18 protein-coding genes are annotated in these 18,454 nt (G+C 61.8%); 7 read left to right on the top strand and 11 right to left on the bottom strand.

What is annotated here, in order from left to right:
- Positions 1-113 precede the first annotated feature (113 nt).
- Genes AC0IYH_RS25665 through AC0IYH_RS25655 form a run of 3 tightly spaced genes read left to right on the top strand, consistent with a single transcriptional unit; the run spans position 114 to position 4,297 of the window.
- Positions 114-2,498, top strand: a complete 2,385-nt coding sequence (locus tag AC0IYH_RS25665; protein ID WP_471836903.1) for a fimbria/pilus outer membrane usher protein — start codon at positions 114-116, stop codon at positions 2,496-2,498.
- Between the two features lie 11 nt (positions 2,499-2,509).
- The gene (locus AC0IYH_RS25660) at positions 2,510-3,631 is read left to right on the top strand and encodes a DUF1120 domain-containing protein (protein ID WP_471836843.1); all 1,122 of its coding nucleotides are present in this window, start codon (positions 2,510-2,512) and stop codon (positions 3,629-3,631) included.
- A 15-nt stretch (positions 3,632-3,646) separates the two neighbouring features.
- Complete coding sequence (locus AC0IYH_RS25655) at positions 3,647-4,297, top strand: DUF1120 domain-containing protein (RefSeq protein ID WP_471836841.1); 651 nt, start codon at positions 3,647-3,649, stop codon at positions 4,295-4,297.
- Here the strand turns inward: AC0IYH_RS25655 and AC0IYH_RS25650 are convergent.
- Together AC0IYH_RS25650 and AC0IYH_RS25645 are read right to left on the bottom strand one after the other, a co-directional pair.
- Positions 4,294-5,559 carry a CynX/NimT family MFS transporter gene (locus AC0IYH_RS25650; RefSeq protein ID WP_116630635.1) on the bottom strand — a complete coding sequence of 422 codons (1,266 nt, stop codon included), beginning with the start codon at positions 5,557-5,559 and terminating at the stop codon, positions 4,294-4,296. The genes AC0IYH_RS25655 and AC0IYH_RS25650 overlap by 4 nt on opposite strands.
- Positions 5,549-6,208: a FadR/GntR family transcriptional regulator gene (locus AC0IYH_RS25645; protein ID WP_116630636.1), complete on the bottom strand. Its 660-nt coding sequence runs from the start codon at positions 6,206-6,208 to the stop codon at positions 5,549-5,551. The genes AC0IYH_RS25650 and AC0IYH_RS25645 overlap by 11 nt, the downstream gene beginning before the upstream one ends.
- Positions 6,209-6,367: 159 nt before the next feature.
- Here AC0IYH_RS25645 and AC0IYH_RS25640 point away from each other — a divergent pair, with 159 nt between their 5' ends.
- Both AC0IYH_RS25640 and AC0IYH_RS25635 read left to right on the top strand, forming a co-directional pair.
- Positions 6,368-6,679, top strand: coding sequence for a type II toxin-antitoxin system MqsR family toxin (locus AC0IYH_RS25640; RefSeq protein WP_471836839.1), 312 nt, complete (start codon positions 6,368-6,370; stop codon positions 6,677-6,679).
- Complete coding sequence (locus tag AC0IYH_RS25635) at positions 6,676-7,164, top strand: type II toxin-antitoxin system MqsA family antitoxin (RefSeq protein WP_116630638.1); 489 nt, start codon at positions 6,676-6,678, stop codon at positions 7,162-7,164. Before AC0IYH_RS25640 ends, AC0IYH_RS25635 begins: the two co-directional genes overlap by 4 nt.
- A gap of 58 nt (positions 7,165-7,222) precedes the next feature.
- On the opposite strand, the gene AC0IYH_RS25630 is transcribed toward AC0IYH_RS25635, so the two are convergent.
- The 4 genes from AC0IYH_RS25630 to AC0IYH_RS25615 all read right to left on the bottom strand — a co-directional run bounded on the left by AC0IYH_RS25630 (position 7,223) and on the right by AC0IYH_RS25615 (position 11,392).
- Positions 7,223-7,987, bottom strand: coding sequence for an amino acid ABC transporter ATP-binding protein (locus AC0IYH_RS25630; protein WP_003171943.1), 765 nt, complete (start codon positions 7,985-7,987; stop codon positions 7,223-7,225).
- A gap of 11 nt (positions 7,988-7,998) precedes the next feature.
- Complete coding sequence (locus AC0IYH_RS25625) at positions 7,999-9,096, bottom strand: amino acid ABC transporter permease (RefSeq protein WP_116630639.1); 1,098 nt, start codon at positions 9,094-9,096, stop codon at positions 7,999-8,001.
- A gap of 10 nt (positions 9,097-9,106) precedes the next feature.
- Positions 9,107-10,288: an amino acid ABC transporter permease gene (locus AC0IYH_RS25620; RefSeq protein ID WP_116630640.1), complete on the bottom strand. Its 1,182-nt coding sequence runs from the start codon at positions 10,286-10,288 to the stop codon at positions 9,107-9,109.
- Positions 10,289-10,360: 72 nt separating this feature from the next.
- A complete protein-coding gene (locus AC0IYH_RS25615) occupies positions 10,361-11,392 on the bottom strand; it encodes an amino acid ABC transporter substrate-binding protein (protein ID WP_116630641.1) in 1,032 nt (343 codons plus the stop codon).
- Between the two features lie 347 nt (positions 11,393-11,739).
- On the opposite strand from AC0IYH_RS25615, the gene AC0IYH_RS25610 reads away from it, so the two are divergent.
- Complete coding sequence (locus AC0IYH_RS25610) at positions 11,740-12,396, top strand: alpha/beta hydrolase (protein WP_471836835.1); 657 nt, start codon at positions 11,740-11,742, stop codon at positions 12,394-12,396.
- 101 nt (positions 12,397-12,497) lie between these two features.
- A complete protein-coding gene (rhlB, locus tag AC0IYH_RS25605; protein WP_177411992.1) occupies positions 12,498-13,958 on the top strand; it encodes an ATP-dependent RNA helicase RhlB in 1,461 nt (486 codons plus the stop codon).
- Between the two features lie 146 nt (positions 13,959-14,104).
- On the opposite strand, the gene moaE is transcribed toward rhlB, so the two are convergent.
- From moaE to AC0IYH_RS25580, 5 genes are all read right to left on the bottom strand, one after another.
- Entirely contained in the window at positions 14,105-14,554 is a 450-nt protein-coding gene (gene moaE / locus AC0IYH_RS25600; RefSeq protein WP_116630644.1) for a molybdopterin synthase catalytic subunit MoaE, read from the bottom strand.
- 2 nt (positions 14,555-14,556) lie between these two features.
- The gene (moaD, locus tag AC0IYH_RS25595; protein ID WP_471836833.1) at positions 14,557-14,799 is read right to left on the bottom strand and encodes a molybdopterin converting factor subunit 1; all 243 of its coding nucleotides are present in this window, start codon (positions 14,797-14,799) and stop codon (positions 14,557-14,559) included.
- Positions 14,796-15,269 carry a cyclic pyranopterin monophosphate synthase MoaC gene (gene moaC, locus AC0IYH_RS25590; protein ID WP_116630646.1) on the bottom strand — a complete coding sequence of 158 codons (474 nt, stop codon included), beginning with the start codon at positions 15,267-15,269 and terminating at the stop codon, positions 14,796-14,798. The genes moaD and moaC overlap by 4 nt, the downstream gene beginning before the upstream one ends.
- A 75-nt stretch (positions 15,270-15,344) precedes the next feature.
- The gene (locus tag AC0IYH_RS25585) at positions 15,345-16,739 is read right to left on the bottom strand and encodes a PhoH family protein (RefSeq protein WP_116630647.1); all 1,395 of its coding nucleotides are present in this window, start codon (positions 16,737-16,739) and stop codon (positions 15,345-15,347) included.
- Positions 16,740-17,078: 339 nt separating this feature from the next.
- A complete protein-coding gene (locus AC0IYH_RS25580) occupies positions 17,079-18,203 on the bottom strand; it encodes a polysaccharide deacetylase family protein (RefSeq protein ID WP_122772620.1) in 1,125 nt (374 codons plus the stop codon).
- Between the last annotated feature and the right edge of the window lie 251 nt (positions 18,204-18,454).

Here is an 18,454-nt window from a genome sequence, read left to right as displayed (position 1 = left end):
CCTGTGACTGTCACCGGGAAGCCCGCCAACCGTTGCGCGCTTCCATAACTTGAGTGCCTTACGTGAACACAGTAACCACTGACCCGGCCGGCGCAGCCGTGCTCGACTGTCCTTTGTGCCCTGCCCTGTTCAGGGCCGCGCTGCCACTGACCCTGGCGCTGCTGTCGGCCGAGGCCCGGGCCGACGCCTTTGACGCGCAAACCCTGCACCAGCGCGGGATCGACCCGGAGCTGGCCTACCTGCTGCTGGACGCACCGCGCTTCACCAGCGGGCATCACGCGGTGAGCCTGACAGTGAACGGCCAGCGCCGTGGCCGCCTCGATGCACGCTTCGACCCCCAGGGCGCGCTGTGCTTTGACCGGCCCTTGCTGGACGCCGCCGACCTGGTGGTGCCGGCGCCGCTGGGCGACAGCGGCTGCCATGACTTCCTCGGCGAATACCCGCAAACCGTGGTGGAACAAGACCCGGCCAGCCTGAGCATCAACCTGATGGTGCCCACCGATGCCCTGCGCCCACGCCAACGCGAACTGTCCGGCTATGAAACCGGTGGCTTCGCCGCCCTGCTCAACTACGACCTCACCGGTTTGTACAACCGTTATGGCGACGACGCCAGCCGCTTCGGCTCGGCCAATACCGAGGTCGGCTTCAACGCCGGCGACTGGATCGTGCGCAGCCGCCAGGTGCAGACCTGGCAGGATTCACGTTCGCGCAGCACCCACCTGGAAGCCTATGCCCAGCGCACCTTCGCCGAACAGCAGGCGGTGTTGCAGGCCGGGCAAATCAGCCTCTACAACCCGGTGCTGTCCTCGGCGCAGATCACCGGCATGCAGGTGTTCACCGAACAGGCACTGCAGGACCAGGAACAAGGCTCGACCATCAACGGCATCGCCAACAGCCCGGCCCAGGTTGAGGTGCGCCAGAACGGCGCGCTGATTCACTCCACGGTGGTGCCGGCCGGGCCGTTCACGCTGACCGATGTGCGGCGCCTGAACACCCGCGCCGACGTCGAAGTCACGGTCAAGGAAAGCAGCGGCGAAGAGCGCCGCTTCAGCGTGCCGGCGGCCATGCTCGGCATTGGCCTGCCGGCAGCCGGATACTCGGTGGGCGCCGGGCGGGTGCGCAATATCGGCAATACCCGTGGCGACGATCCCTGGGTGGTCAGTGCCGGCTGGAGTGGCGCACTGAATACACGCCTGAGCGTGGGTGCCGGCGGGCTGGTCGCCGAGGACTACCGCGCGACCGGCGCGAGCCTGGGCCTGTTGCCGTGGCCCGACGGCCAACTGCAGCTGTCGACCCAGATTGCCGATGCCCAACGCCTGCAGGAGCGCGGCGTGCAAACCGACCTCACGCTGTCCCAGCGCCTGGGACAGCAGTGGTCGATCAGCGCCGGCACGTCCCACCGCACCATGGGTTACCGCGAACTGGAAGACGCGAGTTACTACGATTCGCGCGACGACGAAGGCCGGCGCACGCGTTATCGCGATCAACAGAGCCTGTCCCTGGGCTGGGCCCATCCGTGGCTCGGCGCATTCAACGCCGGGCTGTCGCGCACCACCGCCTTCAATGGTGAAAACAGCAGCCGCGCGCTCGCATCCTGGGGTACCAGCGTGCGCGGTGTGTCGCTGTCGGCCAGCGCCGAATGGCAAGTCAGCGGCCGTGAGAATGACGAGAACGCGGTGTACCTGAACCTCAGCGTGCCCCTCGGCGAAAGCCGTCGAGGCCGCGCCTGGGTGCGCAACTCAGGGGGCGAGCACCGCATCGGCCTGGGGGTCAACGAGCAGGTCAACGATCAACTCAGCTACCGGGTCAGCGCCGAGCACGACAGCCGCGACCATCAGGTGGAGTCCACCTTGGGCGTGTCCTACTTGCCGCGTTACGCGCAACTGGACCTCAACTACAGCCGCTCCGACGCCGAGCGCTCCAGCTACCAGGGCGGCGCACGCGGCGCGGTGGTGGCCCACAGCGGCGGGGTGACGTTCTCGCCGTACCCGGTGCGCGACACCTTCGCGCTGGTGTCGGTGGGCGACATGGCCGGGGTCAAGCTCACCACCCCAAGCGGCCCGGTGTGGACCGACGCCCTTGGCCAGGCGGTGGTGCCGCAGGTGTCCGCCTACGGGCGTAGTGCGGTGGAAGTGCAAACCCAGTCGTTGCCGCGCAACGCCGATATCAGCAACGGCCTGGCCGTGATTACCGCCGGGCGCGGCGCGGTGGACCGCGTGGAATTCGGCGTGGCCCTGACCCGTCGCGCCTTGCTCACCGTGACCACCGACCACGGCGCGCCGCTGCCCCGTGGCGCCACCGTGAGCACCGCCGACGACGAGTTCGTGACCCTGGTGCAGGAAGGCAGCCAGGTGTTCCTGCCGAATGTGCTGGACCCGCGCAGTTTGTGGGTCAAGGCCGAGGGCATGAACCGTTGTGAACTGCAGGTAGACCTCGCGCAAGACCCCGACCCGCAGGTGTATTTCGAAACCGCCCCGGCGCGCTGTGTGACGCCATGAGGAATCTTCCGATGAAGCGACTTTTACTGCTGGGCCTGGCCACCCTCGTCCTGGGCCAGGCGCAAGCCGACGATTGCCAGCTCAACCTGAGCCAGGCGCGCCTGGATTTCGGCGTGATGAACCGCGCCGTGCAGCGCAACCCCAGCGCTGAAATCCTGCTGGGTGAACGCCGCCTGAGCCTGAACCTGAACTGCTCGACAGCCACCGACCTGCACGTGTTTTACCGGGCCTTGGCGGCCACGGCCGAGCGTTACCGCTTTACCGAGCGCGGCAGCTACCGCGTGCACGTCAGCGATGCGGTACTCGACGGCCAGGCCGTGGAACTGGGCCTGGTCACCGGGCAAGGCCAGGCGCCCAGCGAACGCGGCCAGGCACTCGACTGGCGACCTGACCACGCCATCGTGCCCCTGCGCGATGGCGTGCCCACCACCGGCAGCAGCTTTTCTGTACAACTGCAGGTGAGCGCCTGGGCCCAGGCCGACGCCACGCAAGTTCGCGACGCGGTGACCTGGGATGTCAGCGGGCTGATCGACGCCGTGGCCACCGGCCGCGCCCGCGAGTTGTCGCTGCAAGCCGGCTTCGCTCCGGCGGCCTGCGAGGCCACTTTGTCCAATGGCGGCATCGTTGATTTTGGCCGCATGTGGGCCAAGAACCTGAACGCAGACAAGGAAAACGCCCTGGCCTCACGCAGCCTGCTGCTGGGCATCGGCTGCGACGGCCCCACCCGCTTTGCCTTGCGCATGCAAGACAACCGCAAAGGCTCGGCCACCGGCGGCATCGACGAAACCGCCTACGGCCTGGGGGTGGATGACGGGCGCAATAACATCGGTCGCTATTACCTGTATTTCGACCCCTTCGACCTGCGCGCCGACGCCCTGCCCCAGGTGTATCGCACCGACTCCACCACCGGCGGCGTGGCCTGGAGCAGCTCCAGCGGCTACCCCATCCCCATCGGCAGCAACAGCCTGCTGGGCTTCACCGATACACCCGGCAGCCATGCCGGCCCCACGGCGATCCAGAACCTGAGCGGGCAGATCAGCGTGCGCGCGATTCTGTCGCCCATGAACAGCCTGGACCTGCGCACCGACGTCGTGCTCGATGGTTCGGGCACGATTGAAATCATCTACCTCTGATCCAGGAGTATGGTCATGAACCTACGCCAGCTTTCCCTCGCAACCCTGGCTCTGTTGAGCCTCAGCGCCGGCGCCATGGCGGCGTCCAGCACCGAACTCGCGGTCACCGGCCTGCTCACCCCAACCGCCTGCACCCCTACGCTGTCGAGTAACGGGCTGATCGACTACGGCAAGATATCCCAACAGGATTTGAACGCCGATCGCGGCACACGCCTGCCGGTGCGCTACCTCAATGTGACCATCACCTGCGAGGCCGCGAGCCGTTACGCCTTGCGCATGGGCGACAACCGTGACGGTACCGCCAACGTCAACAGCGAGATTTTCTACGGACTCGGGCTGGATCAAAGCGGTAATAAAATCGGCCTGTTTTCCCTGACTTTCGACCCCAGCCAGACGGTGATCGACACGCTGCCCCAGGTCTATGGCACCGAATCCACCAGCGGCGGCGTCGCCTGGCGCACCGCCAACAGCAACCCGATCGACATCGGCGCACGCAGCTTCCTGGGCTTTACCGACACCGCCGGCAGCACCAGCGGGCCGACGGCGATCCGGAGCCTGAGCAGCACGGTCAGGGTCGACACGATCATCGTTGCCACTCGCGACCTGGACCTGAGCAGCGACGTGCATATCGACGGCTCCAGCACCATGGAAGTGTTGTACCTCTAGACCTTTTCGCTGGTCACGGCCACATACCGCGCGCGGCCGGCGCCCAACCCCGCGATGATCGCGCCCAGGCCGATCACCGCGAAGATCCAGCCCACCGCGCCCCAGCCGCCGGTCCAGTCGTGCACCAGGCCCACCGCGAACGGGCCCATGGACGCCAGGGTGTAGCCGATGCCCTGGGCCATGCTCGACAGGTTGGCCGCCACATGGGCATCGCGCGAGCGCAGCACGATCAAGGTCAGCGCCAGGCTGAACGTACCGCCCTGGCCCAGGCCGAGCAGAATCGCCCAGCCCCACAGCCCGTCCAGCGGTGCATACAGGCAGCCGAACAGGCCGCCGAGGGTCAGCAGCATCACCACCACAATCGCCAGGCGCTGGTCTTTGCCACGGGTGGCCAGCCAGGGCGCGGCCAGGGAGCTGGCCAATTGCACGATGATCGAGCCGGACAGCGCCAACCCGGCTTCGGTGGCACTGAGGCCACGGCCGATCAGAATCGACGGCAACCAGCCGAACACGATGTACGCCAAGGACGATTGCAGGCCCATGTACAAGGTCACCTGCCAGGCCAGCGGATCACGCAGCAACCCCCTCACCCGGTAAGCGACCTGATGGGCGCCGTGTTTCTGGCCGACCTGGGGCAGCCAGAACAGCGCCGCCACCAGTGCCGGCAGGACCCAGAAACCCAGGCCAACCGGCCAACTGTCAGCAAAATAATGGCTCAACGGCACCGAGGCGCCCGCCGCCAGCGCCGCACCCAGGCACAGGGCCATGGTGTACACGCCGGTCATGGCGCCCGCCTGTTTGGCGAAATCACGCTTGACGATACCCGGCAGCAACACACCGATGATGCCGATGCTCGCACCGGCAATCAGGCTGCCGGCGAACAGCCCCACTTCGCCCAACGAACTGCGCAGAATAATCCCCGCAGCCAACGTCAGCAGAATCCCCAGCACCACCCGCTCGGCACCGAAACGCCGCGCCAGGATTGGCGCCATCGGCGCGAACAGGCCCAGGCACAGCACCGGCAAGGTCGTCAGCAGACCGGCCTTGGCCGCCGACAACCCCAGGCTGCTGGAGACGTCGGCCAGCAACGGCGACATGCTCGACAGCGCCGGGCGCAGGTTCAACGCCACCAAAATCAGGCCCAGCAGCAACAGCCAGGGGCGACTCACCACCGGGTGGCTGTGTTGCACCACCTCGTCGTCGGCTTCGGCGTCGATCAACAGTTCTTCGAGTTCGGGTGGGCGCTTGGCTTCAAGGTTCATTGATCAACTGCCGGCAGAGGGATTTGGCGCGTTCCGGGTCCTGGTGTTCCACGGCTTCGAGCAGGGCGATATGCAGGTCGAACACCGCCTGGCGACGCGGCGAGATGTTCAGGGTCTGGCGCAGTTGGGCGCCGACGATGGCGGAAAAGTACTGGTACAGCTCGCTCAACGCCGGGTTGTGGGCGGCGTCCACCAGGCCTTTGTGGAACACCAGATCGGCGCTGATGTAGGCCTCCAGGTCACCGTGATACAGCGCGGCGCTTTTTTGCAGGGCCTCACGCAAGTCAAGCAAGTCTTCCTCGGTACGGCGCAGTGCCGCCAGGCCGATCGCTTCCACTTCGAGGATCTGCCGGGTTTCCTGCGCCTGTTCCAATGTGCAATGGGATAACGCGCGCATCGCGCCCAGCGGGTCGGTGGTGGAGCGCAAATAGCTGCCGTCGCCCTGGCGGATTTCGATCAAGCCGGAGAACGCCAATACGCGCATGGCCTCGCGCACGGTGTTGCGGCTGATGCCCAGCTCGGCGGAAAGCTCCGGCTCGGTGGGCAGGCGTTCGCCAACGGCCCATTGGCCTTGGGTGATGCGTTGGCGCAGTTGCTCCAGGGCCTGGTCGACGAGGGAGCGTTTTATCAGTGGGGCGATGTCTGTCATGGATTGCGCACTTTCGTCCAATCATAGGATGAATTTTCCCACAGCCTATTCGGACTTGCCTACAAGGGCAAGGCACTAGGGTTCTTAGACAGGAAAAGGAGCAGTATTTTCGATTGGTAAAATTACCCTTAGAGGGTAATTATTGGACTCAGGTGTCTTATGGAAAAGTACACACCTCATTACGATTTGGCGTTGGTTAAAGCGGATGTCATCAGGCTGGGCTTGCGAGCCTTTACTGCAAGTGCGCGGGAAGGTGCGCGACAGCTTGAGTTGAACATCGGCCAGATGCGACTCGCGGTTTGCGCCCTTGAGACTCGAATGTTGCATAAATCAATGACGACGTATTCAGACCATCGCATCTGGCAGGACGTCTATCTGATCAAGGTCTACGGCACGGAGATTTACATCAAGGTCACTCACCGCCCGGGCGGGGGGCCTCCTGTAATCTCCTTCAAGGAGAAAACCTTATGAAAACCCAACAATGCATGAGCTGTGGTGCCCACGACGGCATGCGGCATTTTGAAGGTCGCACTTTCACCATCAATACTCGCGGCATGATTCGAGAAATCCCTGACATTGCTGGCTGGGAATGCCATGCCTGCAAGGAGATAGAGTTCGATTACGATGACGACAGTGCAGAGCGTTATTCAGAGGCCAGCGATCAGTTGTTGATCGATGCCAAAATAGTTATCGCAGCGGAAATGAAGCGAATCCGTCGCAAACTGCATCTGACACAGAAGGATGCCGCGCTATTACTGACCATTCGCGGGCACAACGCATTTTCTCGCTACGAAAGGGCGGAAATCTTTCCGCCGGAACCGCTGCTCACACTCATGCGTCTTTTGGATAAACATCCCCACTTGGTAGCCGAGATAAAGACCCTCAATGTCGGCGAAGACTTGAACCAACTGCTCATCGCAAAAGACGCACAGCAACTCGCAGCTCACGCTTCCTGAAAGATTCAAGGCAAAAATAAACCCGGCACCAGGCCGGGTTTATTCTTTCAAACCTCGATCAATGCAGAATCTGGCTCAAGAACAACTTGGTCCGGTCATTCTGCGGGTTGTCGAAGAAGTCATTCGGCGCCGCCTGCTCAACGATCTCGCCCTTGTCCATGAAGATCACGCGGTTGGCCACGGTACGCGCGAAGCCCATTTCGTGGGTGACGCACAACATGGTCATGCCGTCTTCGGCCAGGCCGATCATGGTGTCCAGAACCTCTTTCACCATCTCCGGGTCGAGTGCCGAAGTCGGCTCGTCGAACAGCATGATTTTCGGCTTCATGCACAGCGCGCGGGCAATCGCCACACGCTGTTGCTGGCCGCCGGACAGTTGCCCCGGAAACTTGTGGGCCTGCTCCGGGATGCGCACGCGCTCCAGGTAGTGCATGGCAATTTCTTCGGCCTTGCGCTTGGGCATCTTGCGCACCCACATCGGCGCCAGCGTGCAGTTCTGCAGGATGGTCAGGTGCGGGAACAGGTTGAAATGCTGGAACACCATGCCGACTTCACGGCGGATCGCTTCGATCTGCTTGAGGTCGTTGGTCAGCTCCACGCCATCGACCACGATGCGGCCCTGCTGGTGCTCTTCCAGACGGTTGAGGCAGCGGATGGTGGTGGACTTGCCCGAACCCGACGGGCCGCACAGCACGATACGCTCGCCCTGCTTGACGTTGAGGTTAATGTCTTTCAACACGTGGAACTGGCCGTACCACTTGTTGACGCCCTGCATCTGGATAATACCTTCAGGGCTCACAGGCTGTTTGATCGCTTCGCTCATAACATCAACTCCTAACGCTTGTGGCCTGTGTCGAGCTTGTGTTCCAAATGAATGGAATAGCGCGACATACCAAAACAGAAAATCCAGAACACCAGGGCGGCGAACACGTAGCCTTCAGTGGCCATGCCCAGCCATTTCGGGTCGGCGGCAGCTTGCTTGACGCTGTTGAGCAGGTCGAACAGGCCGATGATGATCACCAGGCTCGTATCCTTGAACAGCGCAATAAACGTGTTGACGATGCCCGGGATCACCATCTTCAGGGCTTGCGGCAGAATCACCAGGCCCATGCTGCGCCAGTAACCCAGGCCCATCGCCGCGGCCGCTTCGTACTGGCCCTTGGGAATTGCCTGCAAGCCACCGCGTACCACTTCGGCAACGTAGGCCGACTGGAACAGGATCACGCCGATCAATGCGCGCAGCAACTTGTCGATGCCCATGCCTTCGGGCAGGAACAACGGCAGCATCACCGAGGACATGAACAGCACGGTGATCAACGGCACGCCGCGCCAGAACTCGATGAAGGTCACGCAGACCACACGAATCGCCGGCATGTTCGAACGCCGCCCCAAGGCCAGCAGGATGCCCAGCGGCAAGGCCCCGGCGATCCCGACGGTGGCGATCACCAGGGTCAGCATCAGGCCGCCCCATTGGCTGGTCGCCACATTGGCCAGGCCGAACACCCCGCCATGCAGCAGGCAGAAGGCGACGATCGGGTACACCACCAGAAAGCTCAGGCCGTAGATCGCCTTGCGCTTGAAGCGCGAGATGAACAACGGCGCCACACCGACGATGGCCAGCCACACGGTCAGGTCCACGCGCCAGCGCAGGTCGGCAGGGTAATAGCCGTACATGAACTGCCCGAAGCGCTGTTGGATAAACACCCAGCAGGCGCCCTCTTTGGTGCAATCGGCGCGTGTGGTCCCGACCCAGTTGGCGTCGATGATCGCCCAGCTCAGGATCGGCGGCACCACCAGGTAAACCAGGTAGAACGCCAGCAACGTCAACAGGGTGTTGAGCCAACTGGAAAACAGATTGGCGCGCATCCATGCCACCGGACCGAAGACTTTGCTCGGCGGCGGCATATCAGGTTTGAAAGTATGCGAACTCATGTGCGTTTCCTCACCGCTCGATCAGCGCAATGCGCTTGTTGTACCAGTTCATCAGCAGGGAAATGCTGATGCTGATCGCCAGGTACACGCTCATGGTGATGGCAATGACTTCGATGGCCTGGCCGGTCTGGTTGAGCACCGTGCCGGCAAACAGCGAAACCATTTCCGGGTAACCGATACCGGCGGCCAACGACGAGTTCTTCGCCAGGTTCAGGTATTGGCTGGTCAGCGGCGGAATGATCACCCGCAGCGCCTGCGGGATGATGACCTTGCGCAGCGTCGGCCCAGGGCGCAGGCCCAGGGAGCGTGCGGCTTCGGTCTGGCCATGGCTGACGGACTTGATGCCCGAACGCACGATCTCGGCGATAAACGCTGCCGTGTAGACGGTAAGCGCCAGGGTCAACGCCAGCAGTTCAGGGATCAATACCCAGCCGCCGACAAAGTTGAAGCCCTGCAACTTTGGCATTTCCCAGTGCAACGGCGCGCCGAACACCAGGGCGCACAATGCCGGGATCACGATCAGCAGCGCCAGGCCCGCCCAGAACTTATGGAACGGGACGCCGGTGGCTTCAAAGCGCTTGTTGGCCCAACGCATCATCAGCACGATTGCCACGATGGCGACGACGATGCTGACCACAAACGGCCAGAACCCGTCAGCCGCCAGCGCGGCCGGCATGTTCAGGCCCCGGCTGCTGACAAAGAAGGTATCGCCGAAGTTATGGCTGTTACGCGGCCCCGGCATGGTCAGGAACACCGCGAAGTACCAGAACAGGATCTGCAACAGCGGCGGAATGTTGCGGAACACTTCCACATACACGGTCGCCAGCTTGTTGATCATCCAGTTCGGCGACAGCCGTGCCACGCCGATGATGAAACCGAGCAGGGTCGCCAGGACCACGCCGATCACCGTCACCAGCAAGGTGTTGAGCAAGCCGATGACAAAGACCCGGGCATAACTGTCCGACTCGGTGTAATCGATCAAATGCTGCGCGATGCCAAAGCCGGCACTGCGTTCAAGAAAGTCGAAACCCGAGGTAATGCCCCGGTGTTGAAGGTTGGTCTGGGTATTGTTGAAGAGGTACCAGCCCAGCGAGACCACCGCCACAATCGTGATGATCTGGAAGAGCCACGCACGCACTTTGGGATCGCTGAAGCTGAGCTTCTGCTTTGGTGCGCCGATTTGATTTTGCATGAAGTGCCCCGGAAATAATGGAACAGAACATCACCCGGCGGTTGGCCCACCGGGTGATTGAACCATCAGCGATCAGCGCACAGGTGGTGCGTATTGAATGCCGCCGGCGTTCCACAGTGCGTTCAGGCCACGGTCGATTTCCAGTGGGGTGCTCTTGCCCAGGTTGCGCTCGAACACTTCACCGTAGTTACCGACTTGCTTGACGATCTGTACAACCCAGTCTTTCTTAACTTTCAGGTCTTTGCCGTATTCGCCATCAGCACCCAGCAGACGAGCTACGTCAGGGTTCTTGGTGGACTTGGCTTCAGCTTCGACGTTTTTGGAGGTGATGCCGGCTTCTTCAGCGTTGAGCATGGCGTAGCCAACCCAGCGCACGATGGCCAGCCACTCGTCGTCGCCGTTACGCACGACCGGGCCCAACGGTTCTTTGGAAATGGTTTCCGGCAGAACCACGTAGTCTTTCGGTGCGGCCAGCTTGCTGCGCTGGGCGAACAGTTGGGACTTGTCGGAAGTCAGCACGTCGCAACGACCGGATTCCAGCGACTTGGCGCTTTCATCGGAGGTGTCGAAGGTGATCGGGGTGTATTTCAGGTTGTTGCCGCGGAAGTAGTCGGAAACGTTCAGCTCGGTGGTGGTACCGGCCTGGATGCAGATGGTTGCACCGTCCAGTTCCTTGGCACTTTTAACGCCCAGCTTGTTGTTTACCAGGAAGCCGATGCCGTCGTAGTAAGTGATGAAGCCCGGGAATTTCAGGCCCATGCCGGCGTCGCGGGAGCTGGTCATGGTGGTGTTACGGGACAGGATGTCGACTTCGCCCGATTGCAGCGCGGTGAAACGCTCCTTGGCGTTCAACTGGCTGAATTTGACCTTGGTGGCATCACCGAACACAGCAGCGGCTACAGCGCGGCAAACGTCAGCGTCGATCCCGAGGATCTTGCCGCTGGCATCCGGCACCGAGAAACCCGGCAGGCCGTCACTCACGCCACATTGCACAAAGCCTTTCTTCTGTACGGCGTCCAGAGTGGCGCCGGCTTGGGCCAAACCGCTGACACCCAGTACAGCCGCCGCGCAAACGATGGCCAGGGTGGATTTCAATACCTTCATTCAAACCTCCAGTTTTGCTCTTGTTGTGTCGGAGCTCGAACCCCACCGCACCCTTTTGAGGCGACCTTGACCCGTGTTGGCTTTTTTTGGGGTCAAACGGTTCGGGGCTGTCGCTATAAGTCCAGTTGCTATCCCACAAGCGGCAGTCACTGATAGTGTTACCGCCGTAAGAGAGACCTGACATCGCGTTATGCATAGCAAGCGCCGTACCAGAGTGACGGCTGAGTCGTTTCAGCCCATGGTCAAGCGAAAAAGATTCAACGTTGCGACATTCACTTAACAGATCCACTCGTTACGCACCGTTCCGACGCACCCAATCGGAGCGCACGCACATATATGGAGCAGACATGACCGAACCCTTGATTCTTCAGCCCGCCAAGCCCGCAGACGCCTGCGTTATCTGGTTGCATGGCCTGGGTGCCGATCGCTACGACTTCCTGCCGGTGGCCGAAGCCCTGCAGGAAAACTTGCTGACCACCCGTTTCGTTTTGCCCCAGGCGCCGACCCGTCCGGTGACCATCAACGGCGGCTACGAGATGCCCAGTTGGTACGACATCAAGGCCATGAGCCCGGCCCGCTCGATCAGCCTGCAAGAGCTGGAAGAATCGTCAGCAATGGTCACGGATTTGATCGAAACGCAGAAAAGGACCGGAATAGACGCCTCGCGGATTTTCCTGGCAGGCTTTTCCCAGGGCGGCGCCGTGGTTTTCCACACCGCGTTCCTGAATTGGCAGGGGCCTTTGGGTGGCGTGATTGCCCTCTCCACCTACGCGCCGACCTTCAGCGACGAGCTGGAGTTGTCGGCCAGCCAACAGCGCATTCCGACCCTGTGCCTGCACGGCCAGTACGACGACGTGGTGCAAAACGCCATGGGCCGCAGCGCCTATGAGCACTTGAACAGCCGTGGTGTCACCGTGACATGGCAGGAATACCCAATGGGCCACGAAGTGTTACCCGAGGAGATACGCGACATCGGTGCCTGGTTGGCCGCTCGCCTGGGCTAAAACCAGCGTTTATGTAGCCGTATGACAGACGCACTACGCCGCGCCCGATTCTTGCATTACACTGGCCGGCGTATATTCCTTAACCAATTAATGAGATCACCGTGCTCAAAGCACTCAAGAAGATGTTCGGCAAAAGCGAGGCTGAGCCGCTCGCGCCTGTTCCCAGTGCTCCTGTCCCCACGCCCGGCAGCCGCAACGACGGTCAACAGCCCGTCCGGACCGCACCTGTCGCCCCGGCGCAGGCGCCCAAGGTGACCGCCCCCGAGCCTGCGAAAGCCGAAGAGCCTGCACCCGCGCCGGCCCCCAAGCCTCGCCGCGAACGCGCGCCGAAGCCGCCGGTGATCCCATGGAAACTCGAAGACTTCGTCGTCGAGCCCCAGGAAGGCAAAACCCGCTTTCACGATTTCAAACTCGCCCCGGAACTGATGCACGCCATCCAGGACCTGGGCTTCCCGTACTGCACGCCGATCCAGGCGCAGGTGCTGGGCTTTACCCTCGCGGGCAAAGACGCCATCGGCCGCGCCCAGACCGGCACCGGCAAGACCGCCGCGTTTCTGATCTCGATCATCACCCAGCTGCTGCAGACGCCGCCGCCCAAAGAGCGCTACATGGGTGAACCGCGCGCGCTGATCATCGCCCCCACCCGCGAGCTGGTGGTGCAGATCGCCAAGGACGCCGCCGACCTGACCAAGTACACCGGCCTCAACGTCATGACGTTCGTCGGTGGCATGGACTTCGACAAGCAGCTCAAGCACCTCGAAGCCCGTCATTGCGACATCCTGGTCGCCACCCCGGGCCGCCTGCTGGACTTCAACCAGCGCGGCGACGTGCACCTGGACATGGTCGAAGTGATGGTGCTGGACGAAGCCGACCGCATGCTCGACATGGGTTTCATCCCACAAGTGCGTCAGATCATTCGCCAGACCCCACCGAAAGCCGAGCGCCAGACCCTGTTGTTCTCCGCGACCTTCACCGAAGACGTGATGAACCTCGCCAAGCAGTGGACCACTGACCCGTCCATCGTCGAGATCGAGGCGCTGAACGTCGCCAGCGAAAACGTCGAGCAACACATCTACGCCGTGGCCGGTGCCGACAAGTACAAGCTGCTCTACAACCTGGTCAACGACAACGGTTGGGAACGCGTGATGGTGTTCGCCAACCGCAAGGACGAAGTGCGCCGTATCGAAGAACGCCTGGTGCGCGATGGCGTGAATGCCGCGCAACTCTCGGGCGATGTGCCGCAACACAAGCGCATCAAGACCCTGGAAGGCTTCCGCGAAGGCAAGATCCGCGTGCTGGTGGCCACCGACGTGGCGGGCCGTGGGATTCACATCGACGGCATCAGCCACGTGATCAACTTCACCCTGCCGGAAGTGCCGGACGACTACGTGCACCGTATTGGCCGTACGGGTCGTGCCGGGGCTGCGGGTGTGTCGATCAGTTTTGCCGGTGAGGATGACTCGTATCAGTTGCCGTCGATCGAGACGTTGCTGGGGCGCAAGATCAGCTGTGAGACGCCGCCGACGCATTTGTTGCGGGCTGTAGAGCGCAAACGCCCATAAAGCTGAAATGCGATTAAATGTGGGAGGGGGCTTGCCCCCGATAGCGGTGGGTCAGTTACAGTTTTATCGACTGACACACCCTCATCGGGGGCTTGCCCCCTCCCACATTTTGATCCCAGTTGATTCTGAGAGATGTGATCGGCTGGCTACTTCCAGCGATCGGCTGCGGTGTGATCGCTGCTGCGCCCTTCTACCCAACGCGCGCCCTCAGGGGTGTTTTCTTTCTTCCAGAACGGCGCCCGGGTCTTCAGGTAATCCATCACAAACGCACAGGCATCGAACGCCGCTTGGCGATGGGCACTGGCTGCCGCCACGAACACAATCGGCTCACCGGGCTCCAGCGCGCCGATACGGTGCAACACTTCCAGCTTGAGCAACGGCCAGCGCTGCTCGGCTTCCACGGCAATCTTGGCCAAGGCTTTTTCGGTCATGCCGGGATAGTGTTCAAGAAACATCCCCGACACGTCGCGACCATCATTGAAGTCGCGCACATAGCCGACAAAACTCACCACCGCGCCCACGCCAACATTGGCCGCGTGCATCGCGTTAACCTCTGCGCCGGGATCAAACGCCTCGGCCTGCACCCGAATGGCCATGCTCAGCCCCCGGTCACAGGCGGGAAAAACGCGACTTCATCGCCGGCCTGCACAGGCTCGTCCAGCGCGCACAGCTCTTCGTTGCGCGCGCACATCAGGCTGGGTTCGTTGAGCACGGCAAACTCCGGGTCACTCGCCAACGCCAGGCGCACCGCATCGACGGTGGCGAAATCGCCTTCCATCTCCAGCGAATCAAAGCCCACGGCTTCGGCGTAGCTTGCAAAAAACAGTACGTTGATGCTCATTGTTCATCCACCTTGAAATGCCCGCTTTTGCCGCCGAGTTTTTCCAGCAGGCGAATGGTTTCGATGGTCATGCCGCGATCCACCGCCTTGCACATGTCATAGATCGTCAGCGCGGCGACGCTGGCCGCCGTCAACGCTTCCATCTCCACGCCGGTCTGGCCGCTGAGTTTGCAGCGCGCCACGATGCGCACGGCGTCCACGCCGTCGGCGCTGAGTTCAACCTTGACGCCGGTGAGCATCAGCGGGTGGCACAACGGGATCAAATCACTGGTTTTTTTCGCCGCCTGGATCCCGGCGATGCGGGCCACGGCAAACACGTCGCCCTTGGGGTGGGCGCCGTCGACAATCATTTGCAGGGTCTCGGGCAGCATGCGCACGCGCGCTTCGGCCACCGCCTCACGGAACGTCACGGATTTGTCGGTGACGTCGACCATATGGGCGCGACCTTGGGAATCGAGATGAGTCAGCACAGGGATACTCCTGATCAGGAGCACCGATTGTAAACCATGTGGGAGGCAGCAAGCCCCCTCCCACACAGACCGCGTTTACAGGTGGGATTCGGCGTATTCGGCCAGGATCGAACGAGGTACCCCTTGCAGCGCAATGTGCACGCCGTTCGGGAAGTCTTTGAAGCGTTCCGTCAGGTAAGTCAGCCCGGAGCTGGTCGCGGACAGGTAAGGGGTGTCGATCTGTGCCAGGTTGCCCAGGCACACCACTTTGGAACCGGCACCGGCACGGGTGATGATGGTTTTCATCTGGTGCGGCGTGAGGTTCTGGCATTCATCGATCAAAATCAGGCTTTGCTGGAAGCTGCGACCTCGGATGTAGTTGAGGGATTTGAACTGCAACGGCACTTTGCTGAGGATGTAGTCGACGCTACCATGGGTGTTTTCGTCATCCATGTGCAAGGCTTCGAGGTTGTCGGTGATCGCCCCCAGCCACGGCTCCATTTTTTCCGCCTCGGTGCCAGGCAGGAAGCCGATCTCCTGGTCCAGGCCCTGCACGCTGCGGGTGGCAATGATACGGCGATAGCGCTTGGTCACCATGGTCTGCTCGATGGCGGCAGCCAGGGCGAGGATGGTTTTACCCGAGCCCGCGGCGCCGGTCAGGTTGACCAGGTGGATGTCCGGATCGAGCAGCGCATACAGCGCCAGGCTCTGGTAGATGTCACGCGGTTTCAGGCCCCAGGCTTCCTGGTGCAACAGGGGTTCCTGATGCAGGTCGAGGATCAGCAGCTTGTCGACCTGGATCTCTTTGATCCAGCCCACAAAGCCCTGTTCGTCGATGATGAATTCATTGATGTGCACAGCCGGCAGGTTGTCGATCAGCTGTACCTGGTGCCAGGTGCGGCCGTGGTCCTGACGGGTTTCGACCTTGCTGACCAGGTCCCAGAACGAGCCGGTCACCGTGTGATAACCACGGGACAGCATCGACACGTCGTCGACCAGTTGGTCGGTACTGTAATCCTCGGCAGCGATCCCACACGCTCGTGCCTTGAGGCGCATATTGATGTCTTTGGTCACCAGCACCACGCGCAGGTCCTTGTCGCGGGCGTGCAGGTCGATCAGTTGGTTGATGATTTTGTTGTCGTTCAGATTTTCCGGCAGCAGGCTGTTGGGCTCGCTGCGCTTGCTCATCAGAATCGACAGCAAGCCCTTGGGCCCGCTTTTGCCACGCTGGATCGGCACGCCGACCTCTACGTCCTCGGGCGAGGCTTCACCCAGGGTCTTGTCGATCAGGCGGATGGCCTGGCGGCATTCGGCGGCAACGCTGTGGTGGCCGCTTTTGAGCTTGTCGAGCTCCTCAAGCACGATCATCGGGATGGCGACGTGGTGTTCTTCGAAGTTAAGCAGCGCGTTTGGATCGTGGATCAGTACGTTGGTATCAAGCACATAAAGGATTGGCTGGTCGGAAGAAGGGTTACGTCCATGATCATCCATACTCGGTCACCTTTGTGGGAGCCAGTCGACGCAATACCTGGGCGGTGCTGCGCCTCGATTCGACCACCGAACACACCTGAGGGACGTCAAGTGCGTTGCCCACCTGAGGAGTCTTGGAAGACGCCACCTGTGTTGCAGGTTTCGGCGATCTGACTTCGTAATACCGCAAAACCCATGACAGGAAAAAGCACTTTGACGCTTTTTTGAAGTTTATTTTTCAGGATGACGAATAGCACTAGCCGAGTGCCAGGTACCCCGTTAAAGTCGGAAGTCCGCCTGCATCGAAATGTCCCACAAAATCACCCCGATTTCGCCCTAACCCCAACAGGGCCGGGCTCTTCAGCGAAACGCCTCGCGGCAGTCCTGCCAACCCAAGCCACTCTGCGCCGTCGCCTGCAACAACATCGGCAACGCCACCCGCGCCTTGTCCTGGGTGTCGTGAAACACAATCACGCCTTTGCGCCACAGCAGCATCAATGTCAGCACCCGTTGTGCCGATTCATCGGCCTTGAGCTTGCCCGGTTCGTCCTGGGAATCGATGTCCCATAACGCCACCTGCAAGCCTTGGGCCTGGAAAAAACCCTGACTGTCGGCGCGGCGCTGGCCATAGGGCGGGCGAAACAGCGGTACATAGTTTTCCGGCATCAGGTTCTGTGCCAGCGATGCGCTGCGGGTGATCGAGCTTTGCCAATCGACCCAATGGCTATGGGAGCGGTACTGCCAGCCTTGGGTGCCCACGCATTGATTCTGGTAGAGCGCCTGCACATCGGCGACCGAGCTGCGCTCCACGCGGGTTTGCAGGCTGCTGCCGAGGGCGAAGAAGGTCGCGTTCATCTTCTGCTTGCGCAAGTAATCGGTGAGCCAGTCGGTGTTGCCGCTGACCGGCGCCGGGCCGCCGTCGAAGGTCAGTAGGAACAGGCGGTCGTTGAATTCATCGCCGTTGCGTTCGTGGTCGCCAAAGCGTGCGACTTCGCTGCTGATCTGCGGGAACAGCGCGGCCTTGCGCAATAGCTCGTCCAGGTAGCGCTCGTGGAATTGGTGGCTGGGGGCGGCCCAGCCTATATAGAAGGAGTCTTCGCTGAGCTGGAACTTGCCGGCCTGTTCGCGCAGGTCGTCCATGTTTTCCACCAGGTAGCAGAACGAGGCGTCTTCTTCGCAGCTTTGCTGGGCGAAGGTGTAGTTTTCCAGCAGGCGTTGCCAGAGTTGGCGGCGCAGGTCGTCGATGGCGGCCTGGTTGATGATCTTCAGGCCCAGGCGCTGTTTGAGGGCGGCTTCGTCCTGGTTTTCGCTGGCCAGCAGGCTGTGGGCGAACATCAGGATTTCGGCGCGGGAGGCGACGTCGAACAGCGCCGGGCTGGCGAGTTTTTCGGGCCATGTGCCGCGGTCCAGGCTGGCAAGGTCTACCGGCGCGGCCTGGGTGTTCAGGCAGAGCAGGCAGGCTGAGAGTAAAAGCGCTATACGCACGCAGGGGGTTCCTTTGCAGAGTTGGGGGGCACTATAGCCGATGATCGGGTGTATATCCGTTGCTGCGGTAACGGCGGCTTAGGGTTTCGCCCTTACGGCGACTCACTTTGGAAAAGCCCCAAAGTAAGCAAAAGGCTCTTGCCCCAACACTCGGTGCCTCGCCTAGGCTCGGCATGCCCTCTCTCCGGCTTGAATCCGTGGGCCGCCGCAATGGGCCATCCTTGGCCCAGTGCGGCTAACCCGGCGTCCTG

This window comes from Pseudomonas sp. AC463 (assembly GCF_979253585.1).
This window is presented reverse-complemented; position numbering and strand designations above follow the sequence as displayed.

Coding starts and splice junctions, on each gene's coding strand:
- AC0IYH_RS25660 (WP_471836843.1), top strand. CDS start 2,510: ATGAAGCGACTTTTACTGCTGGGCCTGGCCACCCTCGTCCTGGGCCAG.
- AC0IYH_RS25655 (WP_471836841.1), top strand. CDS start 3,647: ATGAACCTACGCCAGCTTTCCCTCGCAACCCTGGCTCTGTTGAGCCTC.
- AC0IYH_RS25650 (WP_116630635.1), bottom strand. CDS start 5,559: ATGAACCTTGAAGCCAAGCGCCCACCCGAACTCGAAGAACTGTTGATC.
- AC0IYH_RS25645 (WP_116630636.1), bottom strand. CDS start 6,208: ATGACAGACATCGCCCCACTGATAAAACGCTCCCTCGTCGACCAGGCC.
- AC0IYH_RS25640 (WP_471836839.1), top strand. CDS start 6,368: ATGGAAAAGTACACACCTCATTACGATTTGGCGTTGGTTAAAGCGGAT.
- AC0IYH_RS25635 (WP_116630638.1), top strand. CDS start 6,676: ATGAAAACCCAACAATGCATGAGCTGTGGTGCCCACGACGGCATGCGG.
- AC0IYH_RS25630 (WP_003171943.1), bottom strand. CDS start 7,987: ATGAGCGAAGCGATCAAACAGCCTGTGAGCCCTGAAGGTATTATCCAG.
- AC0IYH_RS25625 (WP_116630639.1), bottom strand. CDS start 9,096: ATGAGTTCGCATACTTTCAAACCTGATATGCCGCCGCCGAGCAAAGTC.
- AC0IYH_RS25620 (WP_116630640.1), bottom strand. CDS start 10,288: ATGCAAAATCAAATCGGCGCACCAAAGCAGAAGCTCAGCTTCAGCGAT.
- AC0IYH_RS25615 (WP_116630641.1), bottom strand. CDS start 11,392: ATGAAGGTATTGAAATCCACCCTGGCCATCGTTTGCGCGGCGGCTGTA.
- AC0IYH_RS25610 (WP_471836835.1), top strand. CDS start 11,740: ATGACCGAACCCTTGATTCTTCAGCCCGCCAAGCCCGCAGACGCCTGC.
- moaE (WP_116630644.1), bottom strand. CDS start 14,554: ATGGCCATTCGGGTGCAGGCCGAGGCGTTTGATCCCGGCGCAGAGGTT.
- moaD (WP_471836833.1), bottom strand. CDS start 14,799: ATGAGCATCAACGTACTGTTTTTTGCAAGCTACGCCGAAGCCGTGGGC.
- AC0IYH_RS25585 (WP_116630647.1), bottom strand. CDS start 16,739: ATGGATGATCATGGACGTAACCCTTCTTCCGACCAGCCAATCCTTTAT.